Raw genomic sequence first — 16061 nt, forward strand, 5'->3', positions numbered from 1 at the left:
CATGGACGCCATCAAGGAGCAGGACGCCCGGATGGAGCGCCCGCCGCTGTACGGTGCGCGGATGTGGCGCCAGGCCGGGCAGCTGCTGCTCAACCTGCCGCTCGGCATCGCGGGCTTCGTCCTCGCCGTCGTGACGCTCTCGGTCGGCCTGGGGCTGTCGGTCACCGTGATCGGCCTGCCGCTGCTGGCCGGCGGGCTGGCCGCCCAGCGTTCCCTGGGTGCGCTGGCCCGGCGCCGGGCGCGGGCCGCGTACGACTCCGGGATCCATGAGCCGGAGCCGGTGCGCCCGCGCCGCCCGGGCATGGTCGGCTACACCATCGCCCACCTCACCGACCTGCTGAACTGGCGCACCGCGCTCTACAACGTGCTGATGCTGCCCTGGGGCATCCTCAGCTTCACCGTGACCCTGGTCGCGGTCGTGGTGCTGTGGCCGGTGCTGCCCTGGGTGATCCGCGGCCTGGCCGCGGTCGACCGGATCCTGATCGAGTCGCTGCTCTTCCCGGGCGCCCTGGCCGAGCGGGTGCGCGAGCTGGAGGACGACCGCGGCACCGTGGTCGACACCGCCGCCGCCGACCTGCGCCGGATCGAGCGGGACCTGCACGACGGCGCCCAGGCCCGGCTGGTCGCGCTGGCGATGGACCTCGGCATGGCCAAGGAGCGGCTGCGCGAGGTGGAGACCGAGGAGGACATGGCCGTCGCCGCGAAGATGGTCGACAACGCGCACGGCGAGGTGAAGCTGGCCCTGCAGGAGCTGCGTGACCTGGCCCGCGGCATCCACCCGGCGGTGCTCACCGACCGCGGCCTGGACGCCGCGCTGTCCGCGGTCGCGGCCCGCTGCACCGTCCCCGGCGGGGTCAGGGTGAACGTCGACCTGGCCGGGCCGGACGGCGAGCCGGAGCGTCCGGACTCGGCGGTCGAGGGCATCGCCTACTTCACCGTCAGCGAGCTGCTGACCAACGTCTCCAAGCACGCGGGCGCCCGCACCGCCGCGGTCGACGTCTGGCGCTCGGACGACCAGCTGATGGTGCTGGTCCAGGACGACGGCAAGGGCGGCGCGGCCCCCTACCCGGGCAGCGGCCTGGGTGGGCTGGCCGAGCGGATCCGCGCGGTGGACGGGGTCTTCCTGGTGGAGAGCCCGGCGGGCGGCCCGACCACCGTCACCGTCGAACTGCCCTGGCGCACCCACACCGCCCGCCGCTGAGCCGCCGAAGACGACGGCACGGCGCCGGGCCCCCGTCGAGGCAGTGACGGGGGGCCGGCGCCGATCCGGTGCGACGGTCGGCCCGCGGAACCCTTGCGCGGCGTGCGGCCCGGCACCGCCGCACCGGGGCTACGGGGTTTCCAGCGTGCCGAGGGTGACGTCGGCGGTCTTGGTGCTGCCGTCCCGGAGGTAGGTGACGGTGACCTTGCTGCCCGGGGTGAGCGAGGCGAGCGCGGTGGTGAGCGCGTTCAGCGAGTCGACCGGGGTGTCGCCGATCTTGGTGATGACGTCCCCGGGCTGCAGCCCCGCCGAGGCGGCCGCGCCGCCCTGGCCGACCGCCACGATGACCGCGCCGGCCGGCTGGAACTGCTGGTTGAAGCTGGTCCGGGCGGTGATGCCGAGCGCGGCCCGGCCGGAGTTGGTGACCTTGCCCTGCTTGATCAGCTGGTCGGCGATGTTGGTGATGGTGGTCGCCGGGATGGCGAAGCCGATGCCGGGGGCGGCCGCCCCGTTGGTCTGGGGCTCGGTCGCGGCGAGCGTGTTGATGCCGATCACCTGGCTGTCCAGGTTGACCAGCGCGCCGCCGCTGTTGCCCGGGTTGATCGCGGCCGAGGTCTGCACCATGTTGCCGATGGTGGCGCCCGGCGAGCCGGGGGCCTGGGGCTCGGAGACGGTCCGGCCGGTGGCCGAGACGATGCCCTGGGTGACGCTGCTGGAGAGCCCGAGCGGGCTGCCCATGGCGAGGGTGATCTGGCCGAGCTCGACCTTGGAGGAGTCGCCGAAGGTCGCGGGCTTCAGGCCGCCGGGCGGGCTGCTCAGCCGGATCACCGCGAGGTCGGAGTCGGGGTAGGTGCCGACCAGGCTGGCGTCCAGCGCCTTGGTGCTGTTGGCGAGGGTCACGGTGAAGGTGCTCGCGGCGCCGACCACGTGGGCGTTGGTGACGATGTCGCCCTTGTCGTCGTAGACGATCCCGGAGCCGAGGCTGTCGCCGGTGGTGATCTGCACCACCGAGGGCAGCACGTCGGCGATCACCTTCTGGTAGGCGTCCTGCAGCTGGTTGGCGCCCTGCGCGGGGGCCGAGGAGGCCTGCTTGGCGCTGCCGGAGCCGGACGGGGCGCCGCTGGAGGGCGAGGGCGCGGAGGAGGCCGAGGAGGACGAGCCGCTGCTGCAGCCGGCGAGGGCCAGCGCGGTCACCACCGCGACCGCGACCGCCGCCGGCCACCGCCCGTACGCCGCCTTGGGCCCGGTCGGACGGGGCCCGGCGGGCCGGGGGCGGGTGTGTTCCTTCTTACGGCTCACCTGGCGGCCTCCGATTCGTCACCACGCCGATGAGCGCGGGCATGAGAGCACGGAAATCTTTGGCAGCATTTCACCGATTTGTCCGATTCACCGACTGGACTCGCCCGGAAAGTCGGCCGGAATTTCGACCGGATCCGAACGCCTGGGACACGCCCTAGGATCTGCGCATGACTTGGTTGATCACCGGCGGTGCCGGATACATCGGCGGACACGTCGTCCGCCAGCTGCTCGACGCCGGTGAGCGCGTCGTCGTCCTGGACGACCTCAGCACCGGGGACGCGTCCCGCCTGCCGTCCGGCGTGGTCCTGGTCGAGGGCTCCACCCTGGACCGCGCCGTCCTGGACGCCGCGATCCGCGAGCACGGCGTCCAGGGCGTCCTGCACTTCGCCGCCAAGAAGCAGGTCGGCGAGTCGGTCGAGCAGCCGTTCCTGTACTACCGCGAGAACGTGATCGGCCTGCAGACCGTCCTGGAGGCGGCCGCCGAGGGCGGGGTCAAGCGCTTCCTGTTCTCCTCCTCCGCCGCGGTCTACGGCATGCCGGACGTCGACCTGGTCACCGAGTCGACCCCCTGCGCCCCGATGAGCCCCTACGGCGAGACCAAGCTGGCCGGCGAGTGGCTGGTCGCCGCGGCCGGGAAGGCCTACGGGATGTCCACCGTGGCCCTGCGCTACTTCAACGTGGCCGGTGCCGCCTCCCCCGAGCTCTCCGACGCCGGCGTGTTCAACCTGATCCCGATGGTGTTCGAGCGGCTGACCGCGGGCCAGGCCCCGCGGATCTTCGGCGGCGACTACCCGACGCCGGACGGCACCTGCGTGCGCGACTTCATCCACGTCTCCGACATCGCCTCGGCGCACGTGGCGGCCGCCAAGCGGCTGGCCGCCGACCCGGCCGGGGAGACCACGCTGGTGCTCAACATCGGCCGCGGCGAGGGCGTCAGCGTCAAGGAGATGCTGGAGGTGATCGGCAAGGTCACCGGCTACGACACCACCGCCGACGTGACGCCGCGCCGCCCCGGCGACCCCGCCCGGGTGGTGGCCTCCGCCGACCTGATCCACCGCGAGCTGCAGTGGACCGCGCGCCACGGCGTGGAGGAGATGGTGGCCTCCGCGTGGGAGGGCTGGTGCAGCCGCCACCCCGAGGCCCGGTAGGGCCTGTCTTCGGACTCCCGTCGTCCGCCCGGAGGGCGGGCGGGGCGGCGTTGGGGTGCGTGCATCGCAAGGCGGAGGAGGGAGCCACTGCGGAGCCCTCGGCGGCGGGGCGGGTGCCCCGCCGCCGAGGCGGGCTCAGCGCACCGGGACGGCCGTGCCGTAGAAGGCGTCCAGCGCGTAGACGCAGCGGTCCTTGGAGCCGACGAAGACCCGCCCGCCGACCGCCACCGGTGAGCCGGTGAGCTCGCCCTTGGTGCCGAGCTCCCAGCGCAGCTGACCGCTCGCCAGGTCCAGGGTGTGCAGCGAGTGGTCCCGGCTGCCCAGGTGCACCAGGCCGTCGGCCACCGCCGGGGAGCCGACGATCTCGCCGCGGGCGGTGTAGCGCCAGCGCTCCCGGCCGGTCGCCGCCTCGAAGGCGTACAGCACCTCACCGCTGCCGACCAGCACCATGCCGTCCCCGACGACCACCGGCTCGGCGCCCTGGCGGCTGCCGGTGACCCCGCGCCAGCGGTCGAGGCCGGTGGCCGCGTCCAGCGCGTAGACGGTGCCCAGGTAGTCGGCCACGTAGACCGCGTCGGCGTCCAGGGCCGGCGGGGTGAACAGCACCACCGGGGCCTCGAAGCGCCAGCGCTCGGCCCCGCTGGCCGCGTCCAGCGCGTACACCCGGGTGCCGGCCGTCACGTACAGCACGCCGCCGCGCTCGACCGGGTGCGAGGGCACGTCCTCGCCGACCGGGAAGGACCAGCGCAGGCCGGCGCCGCGCGGGTCGATGCAGCGCAGCCGCCCGGCGCCGTAGTAGTAGGCGGCGCCGCCCACCAGGACGGGGCCGGACTGCGGGTTCTCGTAGTCCTGCTGGGCGTCGTCGGCCCGCCACAGCTCGGCTCCGTTGGCGGCCGAGCGCAGCTGGACGCCGCCGCCCCTGATGCCGCAGCAGAGCACGCCGTCGGCGGCGGAGAGCGAGTAGACCCAGCCCTCCAGCGAGGTGCGCCAGCGCTCGGTGCCGTCCGCGGCGTCCACGGTGTACAGGTGCGGGCCGTCCGCGGCGTGCACCCGGCCGGCGTCCACCGCGAGCGCCCAGGCGACGTCCCTGGTCTTGTAGCGGCGCTCGCCGGAGCCGATGTCCAGCGCGTGCACCTCGAAGCTGGAGACGAAGAGCGTGCCGTCGGCGACCAGCGGGGTGCCCCAGACGTCGTTGGACATCCGGAACCGCCAGGGGCGCCAGCGGGCGGCCGGAACCCGCGGGGCCGGCGTGGGCGGCGGGGTGGGGGCCGTCCGGCGGACCCAGTCGGTCGCGGCCGGGGCGGTGTTCGGGCCGGGCTGCTCGTGCTCGGCCCGCGGCCCCGGGCCTATCCGCACCGAGGCGCCGGACAGCTGCACCTCGACGGCGCCGCCGCCGGTGGGCGCGCGGTGCCGGTTCGGGGCGGCGATCTTCGCGGTCGGGATCTCGGCGTCGGAGGCCTGGCCCGGCTGCGGCCCGTGGTGCACCGGCCCGGCCGGCGGCTGGGCGTGCCGGCCGCCGGGGTTGGTGCGCGGGTCGGCCGGCCCGTGGCCCTGCGGCGGGACCTGCGGATGCGGCGAGGGCGCGTGCGGATGCGACTGCGGCGGCTCCGCCGGGCCGTGGGACGGCCGGGGCGGCGGCGCGGTCGGCCGGCGGCCGCGCTTGCGCTCGATCAGCTCCAGCGCGTTGGCGGGGAGCCAGTCGCTGGCCTCGCCGGAGGCGTCGTCCCGGGAGAACAGGTGCGGGGCCAGCTCGGCCTGGATCTGCGCCGGGGTGGGCCTGCGCTCGGGCGCCTGCTGCATGCAGGCGCGAACCAGGTCCATCAGCTCCGGCGGCATGCCGGTCAGGTCCGGTTCCTCGCGCAGCAGCTGGAACACCGTCTCGACCGGGTTGGAGCCCCGGTAGGGCGGGTGGCCGGTGGCGCAGAAGACCATCAGCGAGCCGAGCGAGAAGACGTCGCTGGCGCCCCGGACGGTCCGGCTGTCCCGGGCCTGCTCGGGGGACATGTAGGCGGGGGTGCCGACCGCGACGTTGGTCATGGTGAGCCGGGTGCTGGAGACCCCGGCCGCGATGCCGAAGTCGATCACCTTCGGCCCGTCCTCGACCACCAGGACGTTGGAGGGCTTGAGGTCGCGGTGGATCAGTCCGGCCGCGTGGATGGACTCCAGGGCCTCCGCGATGCCCGCGACCAGCCAGCGGGTGGCCTCCACCGGCAGCGGGCCGCAGTCCTCGACCAGGTCCTCCAGCGAGGGGGCCGGGATGTACGCGGTGGCCAGCCAGGGCACCCGGGCGTCCGCGTCGGCGTCCACCACCGCCGCCGTGTAGAAGCCGCCGACCGTCTTGGCGGCCGCGATCTCCCTGGCGAAGCGGACGCGGAACAGATCGTCCTCGGCCAGCTCCGCCCGAACGGTCTTGATGGCCACCCGTCGGCCGGCGGCGGAGCGCGCCAGGTAGACCAGCCCCATCCCACCCGCGCCGAGCCGCCCCAGCACCTCGAAGGGCCCGATCCGCCTCGGATCGTGCGCCGTCAGCTGGTCCACTCCGCTGCCACCTCCCCGTTGTCCGCACCCGCCGCGTGGTGCCGGACCCGATTCTCCAATGCCGCCCGGCGCATCTCCAACCTCCCCCGCCCGGAGGGGCGCGCCACCCCCGACCGGACGGCCCGCCGGACGGCCCCCCGGTCAGTGCGGACGGAACGGCCGGATTCTGACGTCCGATCCGGCCGGGGCTTGCGCAGGTCCCGCCGGACCGTCCACTTCCGGACGGTTCGCCACCAACCCAAGTTCGTCACGCTCTGTCACACGACCATCCCTCAGCGGACTCGCCGTCACGCTGCGAGATCGAAAGCACACGGGGGGGCTTCAACAGGCCGTTCAGAGCCCGGTGAATATCCGTCCGACGTGGTTCATGCCGCTATACCGACCCCCCGTGCGGAGTAATAGTCGCATCACCGAATCGCGCCAAGATCTTGCCACGGTAAGCTGACGGCATGACAGGACAAGTTCGCACCGTCGACGGTCGCGTCGCCGGGCGACGCGGACAGGAGACGCGGCAGAAGCTGCTCGACTGCCTCCGCGAGATGCTCAGCACGTCGCCCTATCGGGACGTCAAGGTCATCGACGTCGCCCGTATGGCGGGTACCTCCCCCGCGACCTTCTACCAGTACTTCCCGGATGTCGAGGGCGCAGTCCTCGAAATCGCCGAGGAAATGGCCAAGGACGCCGACACCCTCAAAGAGCTGGTGGCCGGAAAGTCCTGGGCAGGGAAGTCCGGACCGACCACTTCGGAAGAACTGGTCGACGGATTCCTCGCCTTCTGGCGCAAGAACGACGCCATTCTCCGAGTGGTCACGCTCGGTGCCGCCGAAGGGGACAAGCGGTTCTTCAAGATCCGCATGACGGTCCTCAACGCGGTCGCGAAGCCACTCGCGGAGGCCGTCAAGGAACTCCAGGCGAAGGGTCAGGCGGACAAGTCGCTCGACCCCAACGCCGTGGCCGGGGCCCTGGTCTCGCTGCTCGCGTCGGCGGCCGAGCACCAGAAGGCCTTCACCTCCTGGGGCGTCAAGGTCAAGGACCTCAAGCCCAACCTCGCTCCCTTGGTGTACCTGGGCGTCACCGGCAAGAAGCCGCCCAAGTAGACCCACCGCCAACCCACCATCCGCTCCGCGCACAGCCCCGGCCTCCTGTCCGGGGAACGACGGACGGCGGCCGTGTCCTCGGGGGAGGTCCGCCGACGTGCCGCACGCGCGCCAGACATGCCGGTGGGCGGGCACCCCTCACACGGGGTGCCCGCCCACCGGCATGCTGTTGTTCGCCCGCTCGCCTCCGGGGCGCTCCGACCCGGTGCCGACGGTCGGCGCTCCCTCGCTCCTGCGTCGCTCCCTCGCGCTCTCCCTTTCGGCACCGGCGCGCCCCTTCGGCTCGGGGCGGGCGCCCCGAGCCGAGCGGGCGAATCAAGGACAGCGGACCACCTGGCCGGCGTACGCCAGGCCGCCGCCGAAGCCGAAGAGCAGGACCGGGTCGCCGGGCGAGAGCTCGCCGCGCTCGACCAGCTTGGAGAAGGCCAGCGGGATGGAGGCGGCCGAGGTGTTGCCGGAGTCGACCACGTCCCGGGCCACCACCGCGTCGCCGAGGCCCAGCTTCTTGGCGATCGCGTCGATGATCCGCAGATTGGCCTGGTGCGGGACGAAGCCCTTCAGCTCCGACGGGTCGATCCCGGCCCGCTCGCAGGCCTGCCGGGCGAGCGGGGCGAGCTGGGTGGTGGCCCAGCGGAACACCGCCTGGCCCTGCTGGCTGATCACCGGGTCCCAGCCGGTGATCACCACGGCGTCGCCCTTCTCCGGCTCGGAGCCCCAGACCACCGGCCCGATCCCGGGCTCGGCGCCCTCCTCCTGGGCCTCGACCACCGCGGCGCCCGCGCCGTCGCCGAAGATCACGCAGGTGGAGCGGTCGGTCCAGTCCAGGGTGTCGGACATACGCTCGGCGCCGATCACCAGTGCGCGGCGGGCCGCGCCCGCCCGGATCGCGTGGTCGGCGGTGGCCAGGGCGTACGAGAAGCCGGAGCAGACCGTGTTGATGTCGTACGCGGCCGGAGTGCGCACCCCCAGCCGGGCCGCCACGGCGGCGGCCGTGTTGGGGCTGCGCTCGATCGCGGTGCAGGTGGCGACCACGACGAGGTCGATCTCCTCCGCGGTGCGGCCGCTGTTGGCGAGCGCCTTCTGCGCGGCCTCGGTGGCGAGGTCGACCAGGGTCTCGTCCTCGGCGATGTGCCTGGTACGGATGCCCACCCGGGCGCGGATCCACTCGTCGTCGGTGTCGACGAGCGCCGCCAGGTCGTCGTTGGTGAGGACCTTGGGAGGCTGGTAGTGGCCGAGTGCCACAATGCGCGAACCGCTCATAGTGCCATGGAACCGGGTTACCCGCTGGTCAGCGGGGCATGACCGGCGACAGGATCCGGCCCCGCGATCTGTAGGAGATCGACAAGGGGCCATGCGGCGCCCGGGCCGTTGCCCGTCCGCCGGGTCAGGTGGCGAGCGTCGGTGCGTCGCCCATCACGATGACGGGGTGGGCGGCCGGGTCCAGGGTGCGGATCAGCTGGGCCATCTTGTCCTCGGGGATCGACACGCAGCCGTGGGTCGGGCCGTCGTGGTCCACGTGGAGCCAGATGCCGCCGCCCTTCTTGGGGCCCATCGGGCGGCGCGTGTCGAGCGGGGAGTTGCCGGCCACCCGGTTGTAGTTGATCGCGACGACGTAGTCGAAGGAGCCGGCCAGCTGGTCGCCGAAGAAGCCCGTGCCGGAGACCACGAAGCTCGGGTCCTTGTCGTACGGGAGCTTGCTGCCCGGGTCGTCCTTGCGGCCGCCGGCGTCGGTGAGGTTGTAGACGCCGATCGGGCTGCGCAGGTCGCCCTCGTTGTGGTCGGCGGTCCAGCCGTTCTTGCCGTTGTGGCCCTGCCAGGTCTCGCCGGCCAGCCAGCGGCCCTCGGGGGTGCGGGTCCAGAGGACGACGGTGTTCTTGTCGGTGTTCCGGTCCGCGCCGGAGGCGACCAGGACCTGGGTGGTCTCGGCGGGGATCTTCGCGGTGAAGGTGGCGCCGAGGCCGGGTATCGCGGCCACCGAGGCGTCCGGGCGGCTCTGGCTGCGGCCGGCGGCCGCAGCCGAGGACTGGCGGTCGGCGGCGGCCTGGACGGCCGCGGGGGCCGGGGCGGGCTGGTCGGGCTTGCTGACGCCGTCCGGGCCGGGGCCGTCGGCGGCGGTGAGGCCGGGCTTGGCGTCGTCCTGGCCGACGGCGTACCAGCCGGCGGTGGCCGCGACCAGCAGGGCGGTGCCGGCCATCACGGCCTTGCCGTGACGTTTCTGCTTCACCTTGCGGCGCCGGCCGCGGGCGGCGGTCCTGGATCCCGCCACGGGGGCGGCGGCCGCCACCGGCACGACGGGGGCGAGGGGCTCGGGCACGTACACCGGCTCCGGCTGGTAGGCCGGCTCGGGCGCGTACACCGACTCGGGCTGCTGGTGGAACGGCTCGGGCTGGTGGAACGGCTCGGGCTGGTAGAGCGGCTCGGGCTCCTGGGGGAACTGCTCCGGCTCCGCCGCGTACGGCTGGAACGGCTGGTCGTACGGCTCGAAGTAGCCGTCAGGGGTCTGCTGGTACGGCTGGTAGCCGCCCTGGCCGTACTCCTGCGGGGCCGGCTGCCCGTAGGCCTCGTAGGAGGTGTGCGGCTGCTCGTACGACTGCTCATACGACTGCTGCGGCACCCCGTACCCCGGCTCCTGCATCGGCTGGTACGGCGGGTACTCGGTGGCGCGATGAGAACCGGACATGCTGTCGATCCTGCCAAACGCCGTACCCGTTGGTAAACCCGGGTCGCGTGCGGAGGCCGTGAAGACGCCGCCGCCCGGGCCGGAGGGCGGCCCGGGCGGCGGGGAAGTCCGCAGGTCGGACGGTGGGTCAGAGGCGCATCGCCTGCGGGGCCTCGCGGCGCATCGGGTCCGGGCCCTCGTACTCGCGGATGACCTCGTAGCGGGTGTTGCGCTCGACCGGGCGGAAGCCGGCGTCGCGGATCAGGCCGAGCAGGTCGTCGCGGCCGAGCTTGTTCGGGGTGCCGAAGTTGTCCGCGTCGTGGGTGATCTTGTACTCGACCACCGAGCCGTCCATGTCGTCCGCGCCGTGGCTGAGCGCCAGCTGGGCGGTGGTGACGCCGTGCATCACCCAGAAGACCTTCACGTGCGGCACGTTGTCGAACAGCAGCCGGGAGACCGCGAAGGTCTTCAGCGCCTCGGCGCCGGTGGCCATCTCGGTGCGGGCCATCAGCCTGTTGCGCACGACGCCGTCCTTGGAGTCGTGGAAGTCGTGCTGGTAGCGCAGCGGGATGAAGACCTGGAAGCCGCCGGTCTCGTCCTGCAGCTCGCGCAGCCGCAGCACGTGGTCCACCCGGTGGCGGGGCTCCTCGATGTGGCCGTACAGCATGGTGGCCGGCGTCTTGAGGCCCTTGCTGTGCGCGAGGCGGTGGATCCGCGACCAGTCCTCCCAGTGGGTGTCGTGGTCGACGATGTGCTGCCGGACCTCCCAGTCGAAGATCTCCGCGCCGCCGCCGGTCAGCGACTCCAGGCCGGCGTCGATCAGCTCGTCCAGGATCTCGTCGGCGGACAGGCCGCTGATCTTCTCGAACCAGTGGATCTCGGTGGCGGTGAAGGCCTTCAGCGAGACGTTCGGCAGCGCCGCCTTCAGCTCCCGCAGCGAGCGCGGGTAGTAGCGCCACGGCAGGGTCGGGTGCAGGCCGTTGACGATGTGCAGCTCGGTGAGGGACTCCACCTCCATCGCCTTGGCGAGGCGGACGGCCTCCTCGATGCGCATCGTGTAGGCGTCCTTCTCGCCCGGCTTGCGCTGGAACGAGCAGTACGCGCAGGAGGCGCTGCACACGTTGGTCATGTTGAGGTGGCGGTTGACGTTGAAGTGGACGACGTCACCGTTCTTGCGCGTCCGCACGTGGTGGGCCAGGCCGCCCAGCCAGGCCAGGTCGTCGCTCTCGTAGAGCGCGATCCCGTCCTCGCGGGTCAGCCGCTCACCCGCGTAGACCTTCGCCTCCAGCTCGCGCTTGAGCCCTGCGTCCATGCGGTGCCCCGCCTCCTCAGACATTCGATTCCTTGCCGGAACGAGCGTACGCCTATGCCGCAGGCAGCTCGGCGAGGGCGTCCGTCCCGGGGCGGTGGGGCCTGCCCTACGCCGAGAGCAGTTCCGCGAGCAGGGCGGGTTCGATGTTCCCGCCGCTGACCACGGCCGCCACCGCCTGGCCCCCGGTCTCGGCGGCGCGGTGGAAGTACGCGGCCGGGGCGACCGCGCCGGAGGGCTCGGCGACCAGCCGGCCGCGGCGGGCCAGCAGGGCGACGGTGGCGCGGATCTCGTCCTCGGTGACGGTGACGATGTCGTCCACGTAGGTGGTGATGTGCTCGTAGGGCAGCACGCCGACGGACGGGGTGCGCAGACCGTCCGCGATCGTCCGGTAGGTGTCGGCGACCGGCCACTCGACCCGGCGCCCGGAGCGCAGGCTCGCCTGCGCGTCGGCGGCCAGCTCGGGCTCCACCCCGATCACCCGGATGCCCGGGCGGGTGAGCTTGAGCGCGGCCGCCGTCCCGCCGATCAGACCGCCGCCGCTAACCGGCACCAGGACGGTGTCCAGCTCGGCCGGGGCGTCCTCGGCGATCTCCAGGCCGACCGTGCCCTGGCCCGCGATGACGAACGGATCGTCGTACGGCGGCACCCAGACGTAGCCGTGCCGCTCCGCCAGCTCGCCCGGCAGGGTGTCCCGCTCCGCCGGGGAGACCAGCACCACCTCGGCGCCGAACCCCCGGGTGGCCTCCACCTTCACCGCCGGCGAGGTGTCCGGCATCACGATCACGGCCTTGATGCCGAGGATCCGGGCCGCGTACGCCACCGCCTGCGCATGGTTGCCGCTCGACTGGGCGACCACGCCGCGGGCCCGCTCGTCCGCGGTGAGCGCGGCCAGCCGGTTGTAGGCGCCGCGGGTCTTGAAGGCCCCGGTCGGCTGGAGGTTCTCGGGCTTGAGCCAGAGCCGCCGCTCCCCCTCGGCCGCCCAGGGGGCGGGAACCAGCGGGGTGCGCACGGCGACCCCCGCGATCCGCTGCCGAGCGGCGCGCAGCTCCTCCAGACCGACCAGTGCCATACGTCACTCTCCTACAGGAGGAAGTTCACTCACCCGGTTCTCCCACTTCGTGGAGAGTACGACGGTGGTGCGGGTCCGGGCCACGCCTTTCGTGCCCGAGATCCGCTTCACCACCGACTCCAGGCCGGCCACGTCGGCCACCCGGACCTTGAGCATGTAGGAGTCGTCACCCGCGATGAACCAGCAGTCCTCGACCTCGTTGAGGTCCTTCAGCCGGAACGCGACGTCCTCGTGGTCCGCGGCGTCCGTGAGCTGAAGGCCGATCAGGGCCGTGACGCCGAAGCCGAGCGAGGCCGGGTTGACCGTCGCGCGGTAGCCGGTGATGACCCCGGCCTGCTCCAGGCGGTTGATCCGGTCCGTGACGCTCGGGCCGGAGAGTCCGACCAGCCGGCCCAGCTCGGCGTAGGACGCACGGCCGTTCTCCCGGAGCGCCTGGATGAGCTGTCTGTCCACCGTGTCCATATACCGTCCGCGTCCTTCCGAACCTCTCCAGACCCACAGATCATTATCCGGATTCAAAGGCGCCGTGCGCCGAAAGACCCGGATATCGCAGAGAAGATACTCTCCCGCCCCCGGTCTCCTTACTCCCCCTCAGCAGATCCGGCTCCTCCGGCGTCGCTCCGGCGGGCAGCCGCCCCCAACTCCCCTTCCCAGCGCAGGTACAGGGAGTGCGGCACGCCGACGGCGTCCAGCACCCGTCCGGCCACGAAATCCACGAGTTCGCGCACGGTGGAGCCGCCGGCGTAGAAACCGGGCGAGGCGGGCAGCACGACCGCGCCCTGCGCGTCGAGTTCCACCAAGTGCTTCAACGTCACCCCGTTGAGTGGTGTCTCGCGCACGCACACGACGAGCGGACGGCGCTCCTTGAGGGTGACGCTGGCGACCCGCTGCAACAGGTCCTTGCTCAGGCCGAGCGCGATCCCGGCCACCGCGCCGGTGGTCGCGGGCACCACCAGCATGCCCTTGGCGGGGTACGAGCCGCTGGACGGGCCGGCCGCGAAGTCCCCGGCGGGCCAGTAGCGAACGTCCTCCAGCCCGCTCTCGTCGACGGCCAGCCAGGCCGCCAGGTCCGTGCGCCAGTGGGCGTCCCGGAAGGAGATGCCGGTCTCGTCCAGGATGGTGAGCCGGGCGGCCCGGCTGACGACGAGGTCCACCGCCTCCCCGGCGGCCAGCAGCCCCCGGATCACCGAGGCCGCGTACGGCGTCCCCGACGCACCCGAGACCCCGACCACCCACGGCTGACGCTTCGCAGTTCCCATGGGGCATTTCTATCCGGCTTCATCCGGCGCAGCCGCATCCGCGGTCACCCCTGGAAGGATGGGGGCATGGCAGCGACCCTCGTCGACCTCACCCATCAGGTGACCACCGCGATGCCGGTCTACCCCGGCGATCCGGCCGTCCTGCTGGAGCCCGCGCTCACCACCGCCACCGCCGGGGTGAACGTGCTGGCCCTGCACCTCGGCTCTCAGTCCGGGACGCACGTGGACGCGCCGTACCACGTGGACGTGACCTGGCCGACCCTGGACGGGCTGCCGCTGGGGCGGTTCAGCGGCCCGGCCGTCGTCGCCGACCTGCGCGGGCTGGAGCCCCGGGCGGCTGTCACGCCCGAGCAGTTGGCGCCCGCGCTGGAGCGGGCCGCGGACTCCGGCGAGGGCACCGTACTGCTGCTGGCCACCGGCTGGGCCCGGCACTGGGGCACCGACGCCTACCTCGCCCACCCCAGCCTGACCCCGGAGGCCGCGGAGGCGATCGTCGCCGCCGGGGTGCGGACCGTCGGGGTGGACGCGCTGAGCGTCGATCCGACCCCCGACCCGGGCCCGGGCGACCGGGCGGTGGCGGCGCTGCTCGCCGACCTCACCGACGAGCACGACGCACGCGACGAGGGCCCCGACGAGCCGTCGCTCGCCGCGCACCGGGTGCTGCTGGGGGCGCCCGGCGGCGGGGTGATCGCCGAGAACCTGACCGACCTGCGGGCACTGCTGGAGGCACAGGAGGCCGGCCGCCCGGTGGAGGTCTCGCTGTTCCCGCTGCGGCTGGTCGCGGCGGACGGCGCACCGGTCCGGGCGGTGGCCCGACTGGGCTGATCCCGCACCGGCCCGCGCGCCGATCGCCGCCGCCCGGGCGATACTTGGTCTAGACCATCCCCCGGTGGCGCCACTAGGCTGTCCGGCCATGGCAGAGATCATCGGAGTGATCGAGCGACTCTGGCGCTACCCCGTGAAATCCACCGGCGGCGAGCGGCTCGACTCCGTCGAGGTGGACGAGCGCGGCCTCGCCGGCGACCGCCTCTACGCCGTCCGCGACGCGGCCGGGAAGCTCGGCTCCGGCAAGAACACCCGCCGCTTCCGCCGGATGGACGGCCTGCTCCGCCTCTCCGCCCGCCTCGGCCACCGGATCGACGGCCCCGAACTGTTCGACCCGCTCGGCCGCCCGGTCGACCGGCCGACCGCCTTCCTGCGCGCCTACCTCCAACGCGAGGACGTCGAACTCGCCCGCGAGGACGCCGTTTCGCACTTCGACCGGCTGCCGGTCAGCGTGCTCACCACCGCCACCCTGGACTGGGTCCGCGAGGCCGCCCCCTTCGCCGCCGTCGACGAGCGCCGGTTCCGCCCCAACATCGTGCTGCGCACCCCGCCCGGCACCCCGCCCTTCGTCGAGGACGACTGGTTCGGCCGCCAGGCCCGCGGCGAGGCCCCCGGCAGCGCCCGGCTCGCCTTCGTCACCTCCAGCGAGCGCTGCGCGATGGCCGGCGCCCCGCAGCCCGGACTGCCGCACGCGCCCGAGATCCTCAAGGCCATCGCGCACGCCCACGACGGCCGCCTCGACGCCCTCGCCGAGGTCGCCGCCCCGGGCCGCCTCCGCGTCGGCGACCGGCTGACGCTGCACTGACACACCGTCAACTGCCGCTGTGCGCAGGGCCTCTCAGTCCTGCCCGGGTTCCGGGAGGGCGACCGCCCGCAGGTAGGAGTCGACGAAGAGGTCGATGGCCCCCTCCAGGGAGGGCAGCCCGGCGCCGAAGGCGGGTTCGAGCACCGGGCGCAGCAGCAGGTGGGTGATCAGCGGGCCGAGCAGCAGCTGGATCAGCACCGGGAAGGGCAGCGGTCGCAGCCGCCCGGCCTCGATGTGCGGCTGCAGCAGCCGGTTGAGGCCGCCGTACGTCCGCGGCAGGTTCGCCGCCATCATCCGGGCGGCGGGGCCGTCCGGGCGGCTGAACAGGTCGGCGAAGACGGCCGGGACGATCCGGGGCTCCTCGGCGAAGGACGCGGCGAAGGTCTCGTAGAGCGCCCGGACGGTGTCGTCCAGGCGATCCGGCGGGTCGGCTGCGAGCGCCTCCAGGTCCGGCAGCGGGCCGTACTGGCCGAAGACGGCGGCGAGCAGGCCGTCCCGCCCCTCGAAGACGGTGTGCAGGCTGGGCAGCGAGCACCCGGCCCGGTCGGCGACGGCGTCCAGGGTGATTCCGGCCAGGCCGCGCTCGGCGACCAGCAGGGCCGCCGCCTCGATCGCGCGCTCGCGCACCGGCGGCCGTCCGCCCGGGTCGACGCCCGCCCGCCGGACGGCCTCGTCCAGTGCCGCCCGGGAGCCGCCGATCCGGCGCAGCAGTGTGCTGCGGGAGATGCCGGCCGCCGTGGCGATCGCCGTCAGCGGGACGTCGGCGACGTCCTGGCCCCGCTCCTTCGCCGCCGCGAGGGCGGCCGCCACCAGATCCTTCATGTGGAGCATCGTACTACTTGACACCTG

14 protein-coding genes are annotated in these 16061 nt (G+C 73.4%); 5 read left to right on the forward strand and 9 right to left on the reverse strand.

Annotation, left to right across the window (positions count from 1 at the left end):
• Nucleotides 1-31: 31 nt before the first annotated feature.
• Nucleotides 32-1201 carry a sensor histidine kinase gene (locus OP86_RS15620; protein WP_033332042.1) on the forward strand — a complete coding sequence of 390 codons (1170 nt, stop codon included), beginning with the start codon at nt 32-34 and terminating at the stop codon, nt 1199-1201.
• Between the two features lie 129 nt (nt 1202-1330).
• Here OP86_RS15620 and OP86_RS15625 read toward each other — a convergent pair whose 3' ends face one another.
• Nucleotides 1331-2398 carry a S1C family serine protease gene (locus OP86_RS15625; protein WP_033332043.1) on the reverse strand — a complete coding sequence of 356 codons (1068 nt, stop codon included), beginning with the start codon at nt 2396-2398 and terminating at the stop codon, nt 1331-1333.
• Between the two features lie 269 nt (nt 2399-2667).
• On the opposite strand from OP86_RS15625, the gene galE reads away from it, so the two are divergent.
• On the forward strand, nt 2668-3648 hold the full coding sequence (galE, locus tag OP86_RS15630; protein WP_030055726.1) for a UDP-glucose 4-epimerase GalE: 981 nt from the start codon (nt 2668-2670) through the stop codon (nt 3646-3648).
• A 135-nt stretch (nt 3649-3783) separates the two neighbouring features.
• Here galE and OP86_RS15635 read toward each other — a convergent pair whose 3' ends face one another.
• A complete protein-coding gene (locus OP86_RS15635) occupies nt 3784-6186 on the reverse strand; it encodes an outer membrane protein assembly factor BamB family protein (RefSeq protein ID WP_030259162.1) in 2403 nt (800 codons plus the stop codon).
• Between the two features lie 449 nt (nt 6187-6635).
• On the opposite strand from OP86_RS15635, the gene OP86_RS15640 reads away from it, so the two are divergent.
• On the forward strand, nt 6636-7283 hold the full coding sequence (locus OP86_RS15640) for a TetR family transcriptional regulator (protein ID WP_030055725.1): 648 nt from the start codon (nt 6636-6638) through the stop codon (nt 7281-7283).
• A gap of 315 nt (nt 7284-7598) precedes the next feature.
• Here OP86_RS15640 and OP86_RS15645 read toward each other — a convergent pair whose 3' ends face one another.
• From OP86_RS15645 to OP86_RS15670, 6 genes are all read right to left on the reverse strand, one after another.
• Complete coding sequence (locus OP86_RS15645; RefSeq protein ID WP_030055724.1) at nt 7599-8543, reverse strand: beta-ketoacyl-ACP synthase III; 945 nt, start codon at nt 8541-8543, stop codon at nt 7599-7601.
• A gap of 124 nt (nt 8544-8667) precedes the next feature.
• Nucleotides 8668-9963 (reverse strand): L,D-transpeptidase family protein, encoded by a 1296-nt coding sequence (locus OP86_RS38070; protein ID WP_051830124.1) that lies wholly within the window; start codon nt 9961-9963, stop codon nt 8668-8670.
• A gap of 127 nt (nt 9964-10090) precedes the next feature.
• On the reverse strand, nt 10091-11254 hold the full coding sequence (mqnE, locus tag OP86_RS15655) for an aminofutalosine synthase MqnE (protein ID WP_030055721.1): 1164 nt from the start codon (nt 11252-11254) through the stop codon (nt 10091-10093).
• 106 nt (nt 11255-11360) lie between these two features.
• Nucleotides 11361-12323 (reverse strand): threonine ammonia-lyase, encoded by a 963-nt coding sequence (locus tag OP86_RS15660; RefSeq protein ID WP_030055720.1) that lies wholly within the window; start codon nt 12321-12323, stop codon nt 11361-11363.
• Nucleotides 12324-12326: 3 nt separating this feature from the next.
• Nucleotides 12327-12785 (reverse strand): Lrp/AsnC family transcriptional regulator, encoded by a 459-nt coding sequence (locus tag OP86_RS15665; protein ID WP_030055719.1) that lies wholly within the window; start codon nt 12783-12785, stop codon nt 12327-12329.
• Nucleotides 12786-12904: 119 nt separating this feature from the next.
• Nucleotides 12905-13582 (reverse strand): UbiX family flavin prenyltransferase, encoded by a 678-nt coding sequence (locus tag OP86_RS15670; RefSeq protein ID WP_030055718.1) that lies wholly within the window; start codon nt 13580-13582, stop codon nt 12905-12907.
• Nucleotides 13583-13648: 66 nt separating this feature from the next.
• Between OP86_RS15670 and OP86_RS15675 the strand changes: the two genes are divergently transcribed.
• Both OP86_RS15675 and OP86_RS15680 read left to right on the forward strand, forming a co-directional pair.
• Entirely contained in the window at nt 13649-14407 is a 759-nt protein-coding gene (locus OP86_RS15675; protein ID WP_030055717.1) for a cyclase family protein, read from the forward strand.
• Between the two features lie 88 nt (nt 14408-14495).
• Complete coding sequence (locus OP86_RS15680; protein ID WP_030055716.1) at nt 14496-15212, forward strand: MOSC domain-containing protein; 717 nt, start codon at nt 14496-14498, stop codon at nt 15210-15212.
• A gap of 33 nt (nt 15213-15245) precedes the next feature.
• On the opposite strand, the gene OP86_RS15685 is transcribed toward OP86_RS15680, so the two are convergent.
• Nucleotides 15246-16034: a TetR/AcrR family transcriptional regulator gene (locus tag OP86_RS15685; protein WP_033332047.1), complete on the reverse strand. Its 789-nt coding sequence runs from the start codon at nt 16032-16034 to the stop codon at nt 15246-15248.
• Nucleotides 16035-16061 lie beyond the last annotated feature (27 nt).

This window comes from Streptomyces novaecaesareae, assembly GCF_000716875.1.
GTDB classification, from domain to species: domain Bacteria; phylum Actinomycetota; class Actinomycetes; order Streptomycetales; family Streptomycetaceae; genus Kitasatospora; species Kitasatospora novaecaesareae.

Excerpts from the sequence above, each read along its gene's own strand:
- OP86_RS15675 (WP_030055717.1), top strand. The coding sequence starts at position 13,649 with ATGGCAGCGACCCTCGTCGACCTCACCCATCAGGTGACCACCGCGATG.
- OP86_RS15640 (WP_030055725.1), top strand. The coding sequence starts at position 6,636 with ATGACAGGACAAGTTCGCACCGTCGACGGTCGCGTCGCCGGGCGACGC.
- OP86_RS15645 (WP_030055724.1), bottom strand. The coding sequence starts at position 8,543 with ATGAGCGGTTCGCGCATTGTGGCACTCGGCCACTACCAGCCTCCCAAG.
- OP86_RS15685 (WP_033332047.1), bottom strand. The coding sequence starts at position 16,034 with ATGAAGGATCTGGTGGCGGCCGCCCTCGCGGCGGCGAAGGAGCGGGGC.
- OP86_RS15680 (WP_030055716.1), top strand. The coding sequence starts at position 14,496 with ATGGCAGAGATCATCGGAGTGATCGAGCGACTCTGGCGCTACCCCGTG.
- mqnE (WP_030055721.1), bottom strand. The coding sequence starts at position 11,254 with ATGGACGCAGGGCTCAAGCGCGAGCTGGAGGCGAAGGTCTACGCGGGT.
- OP86_RS15670 (WP_030055718.1), bottom strand. The coding sequence starts at position 13,582 with ATGGGAACTGCGAAGCGTCAGCCGTGGGTGGTCGGGGTCTCGGGTGCG.
- OP86_RS38070 (WP_051830124.1), bottom strand. The coding sequence starts at position 9,963 with ATGTCCGGTTCTCATCGCGCCACCGAGTACCCGCCGTACCAGCCGATG.
- OP86_RS15660 (WP_030055720.1), bottom strand. The coding sequence starts at position 12,323 with ATGGCACTGGTCGGTCTGGAGGAGCTGCGCGCCGCTCGGCAGCGGATC.
- OP86_RS15620 (WP_033332042.1), top strand. The coding sequence starts at position 32 with ATGGAGCGCCCGCCGCTGTACGGTGCGCGGATGTGGCGCCAGGCCGGG.
- galE (WP_030055726.1), top strand. The coding sequence starts at position 2,668 with ATGACTTGGTTGATCACCGGCGGTGCCGGATACATCGGCGGACACGTC.
- OP86_RS15665 (WP_030055719.1), bottom strand. The coding sequence starts at position 12,785 with ATGGACACGGTGGACAGACAGCTCATCCAGGCGCTCCGGGAGAACGGC.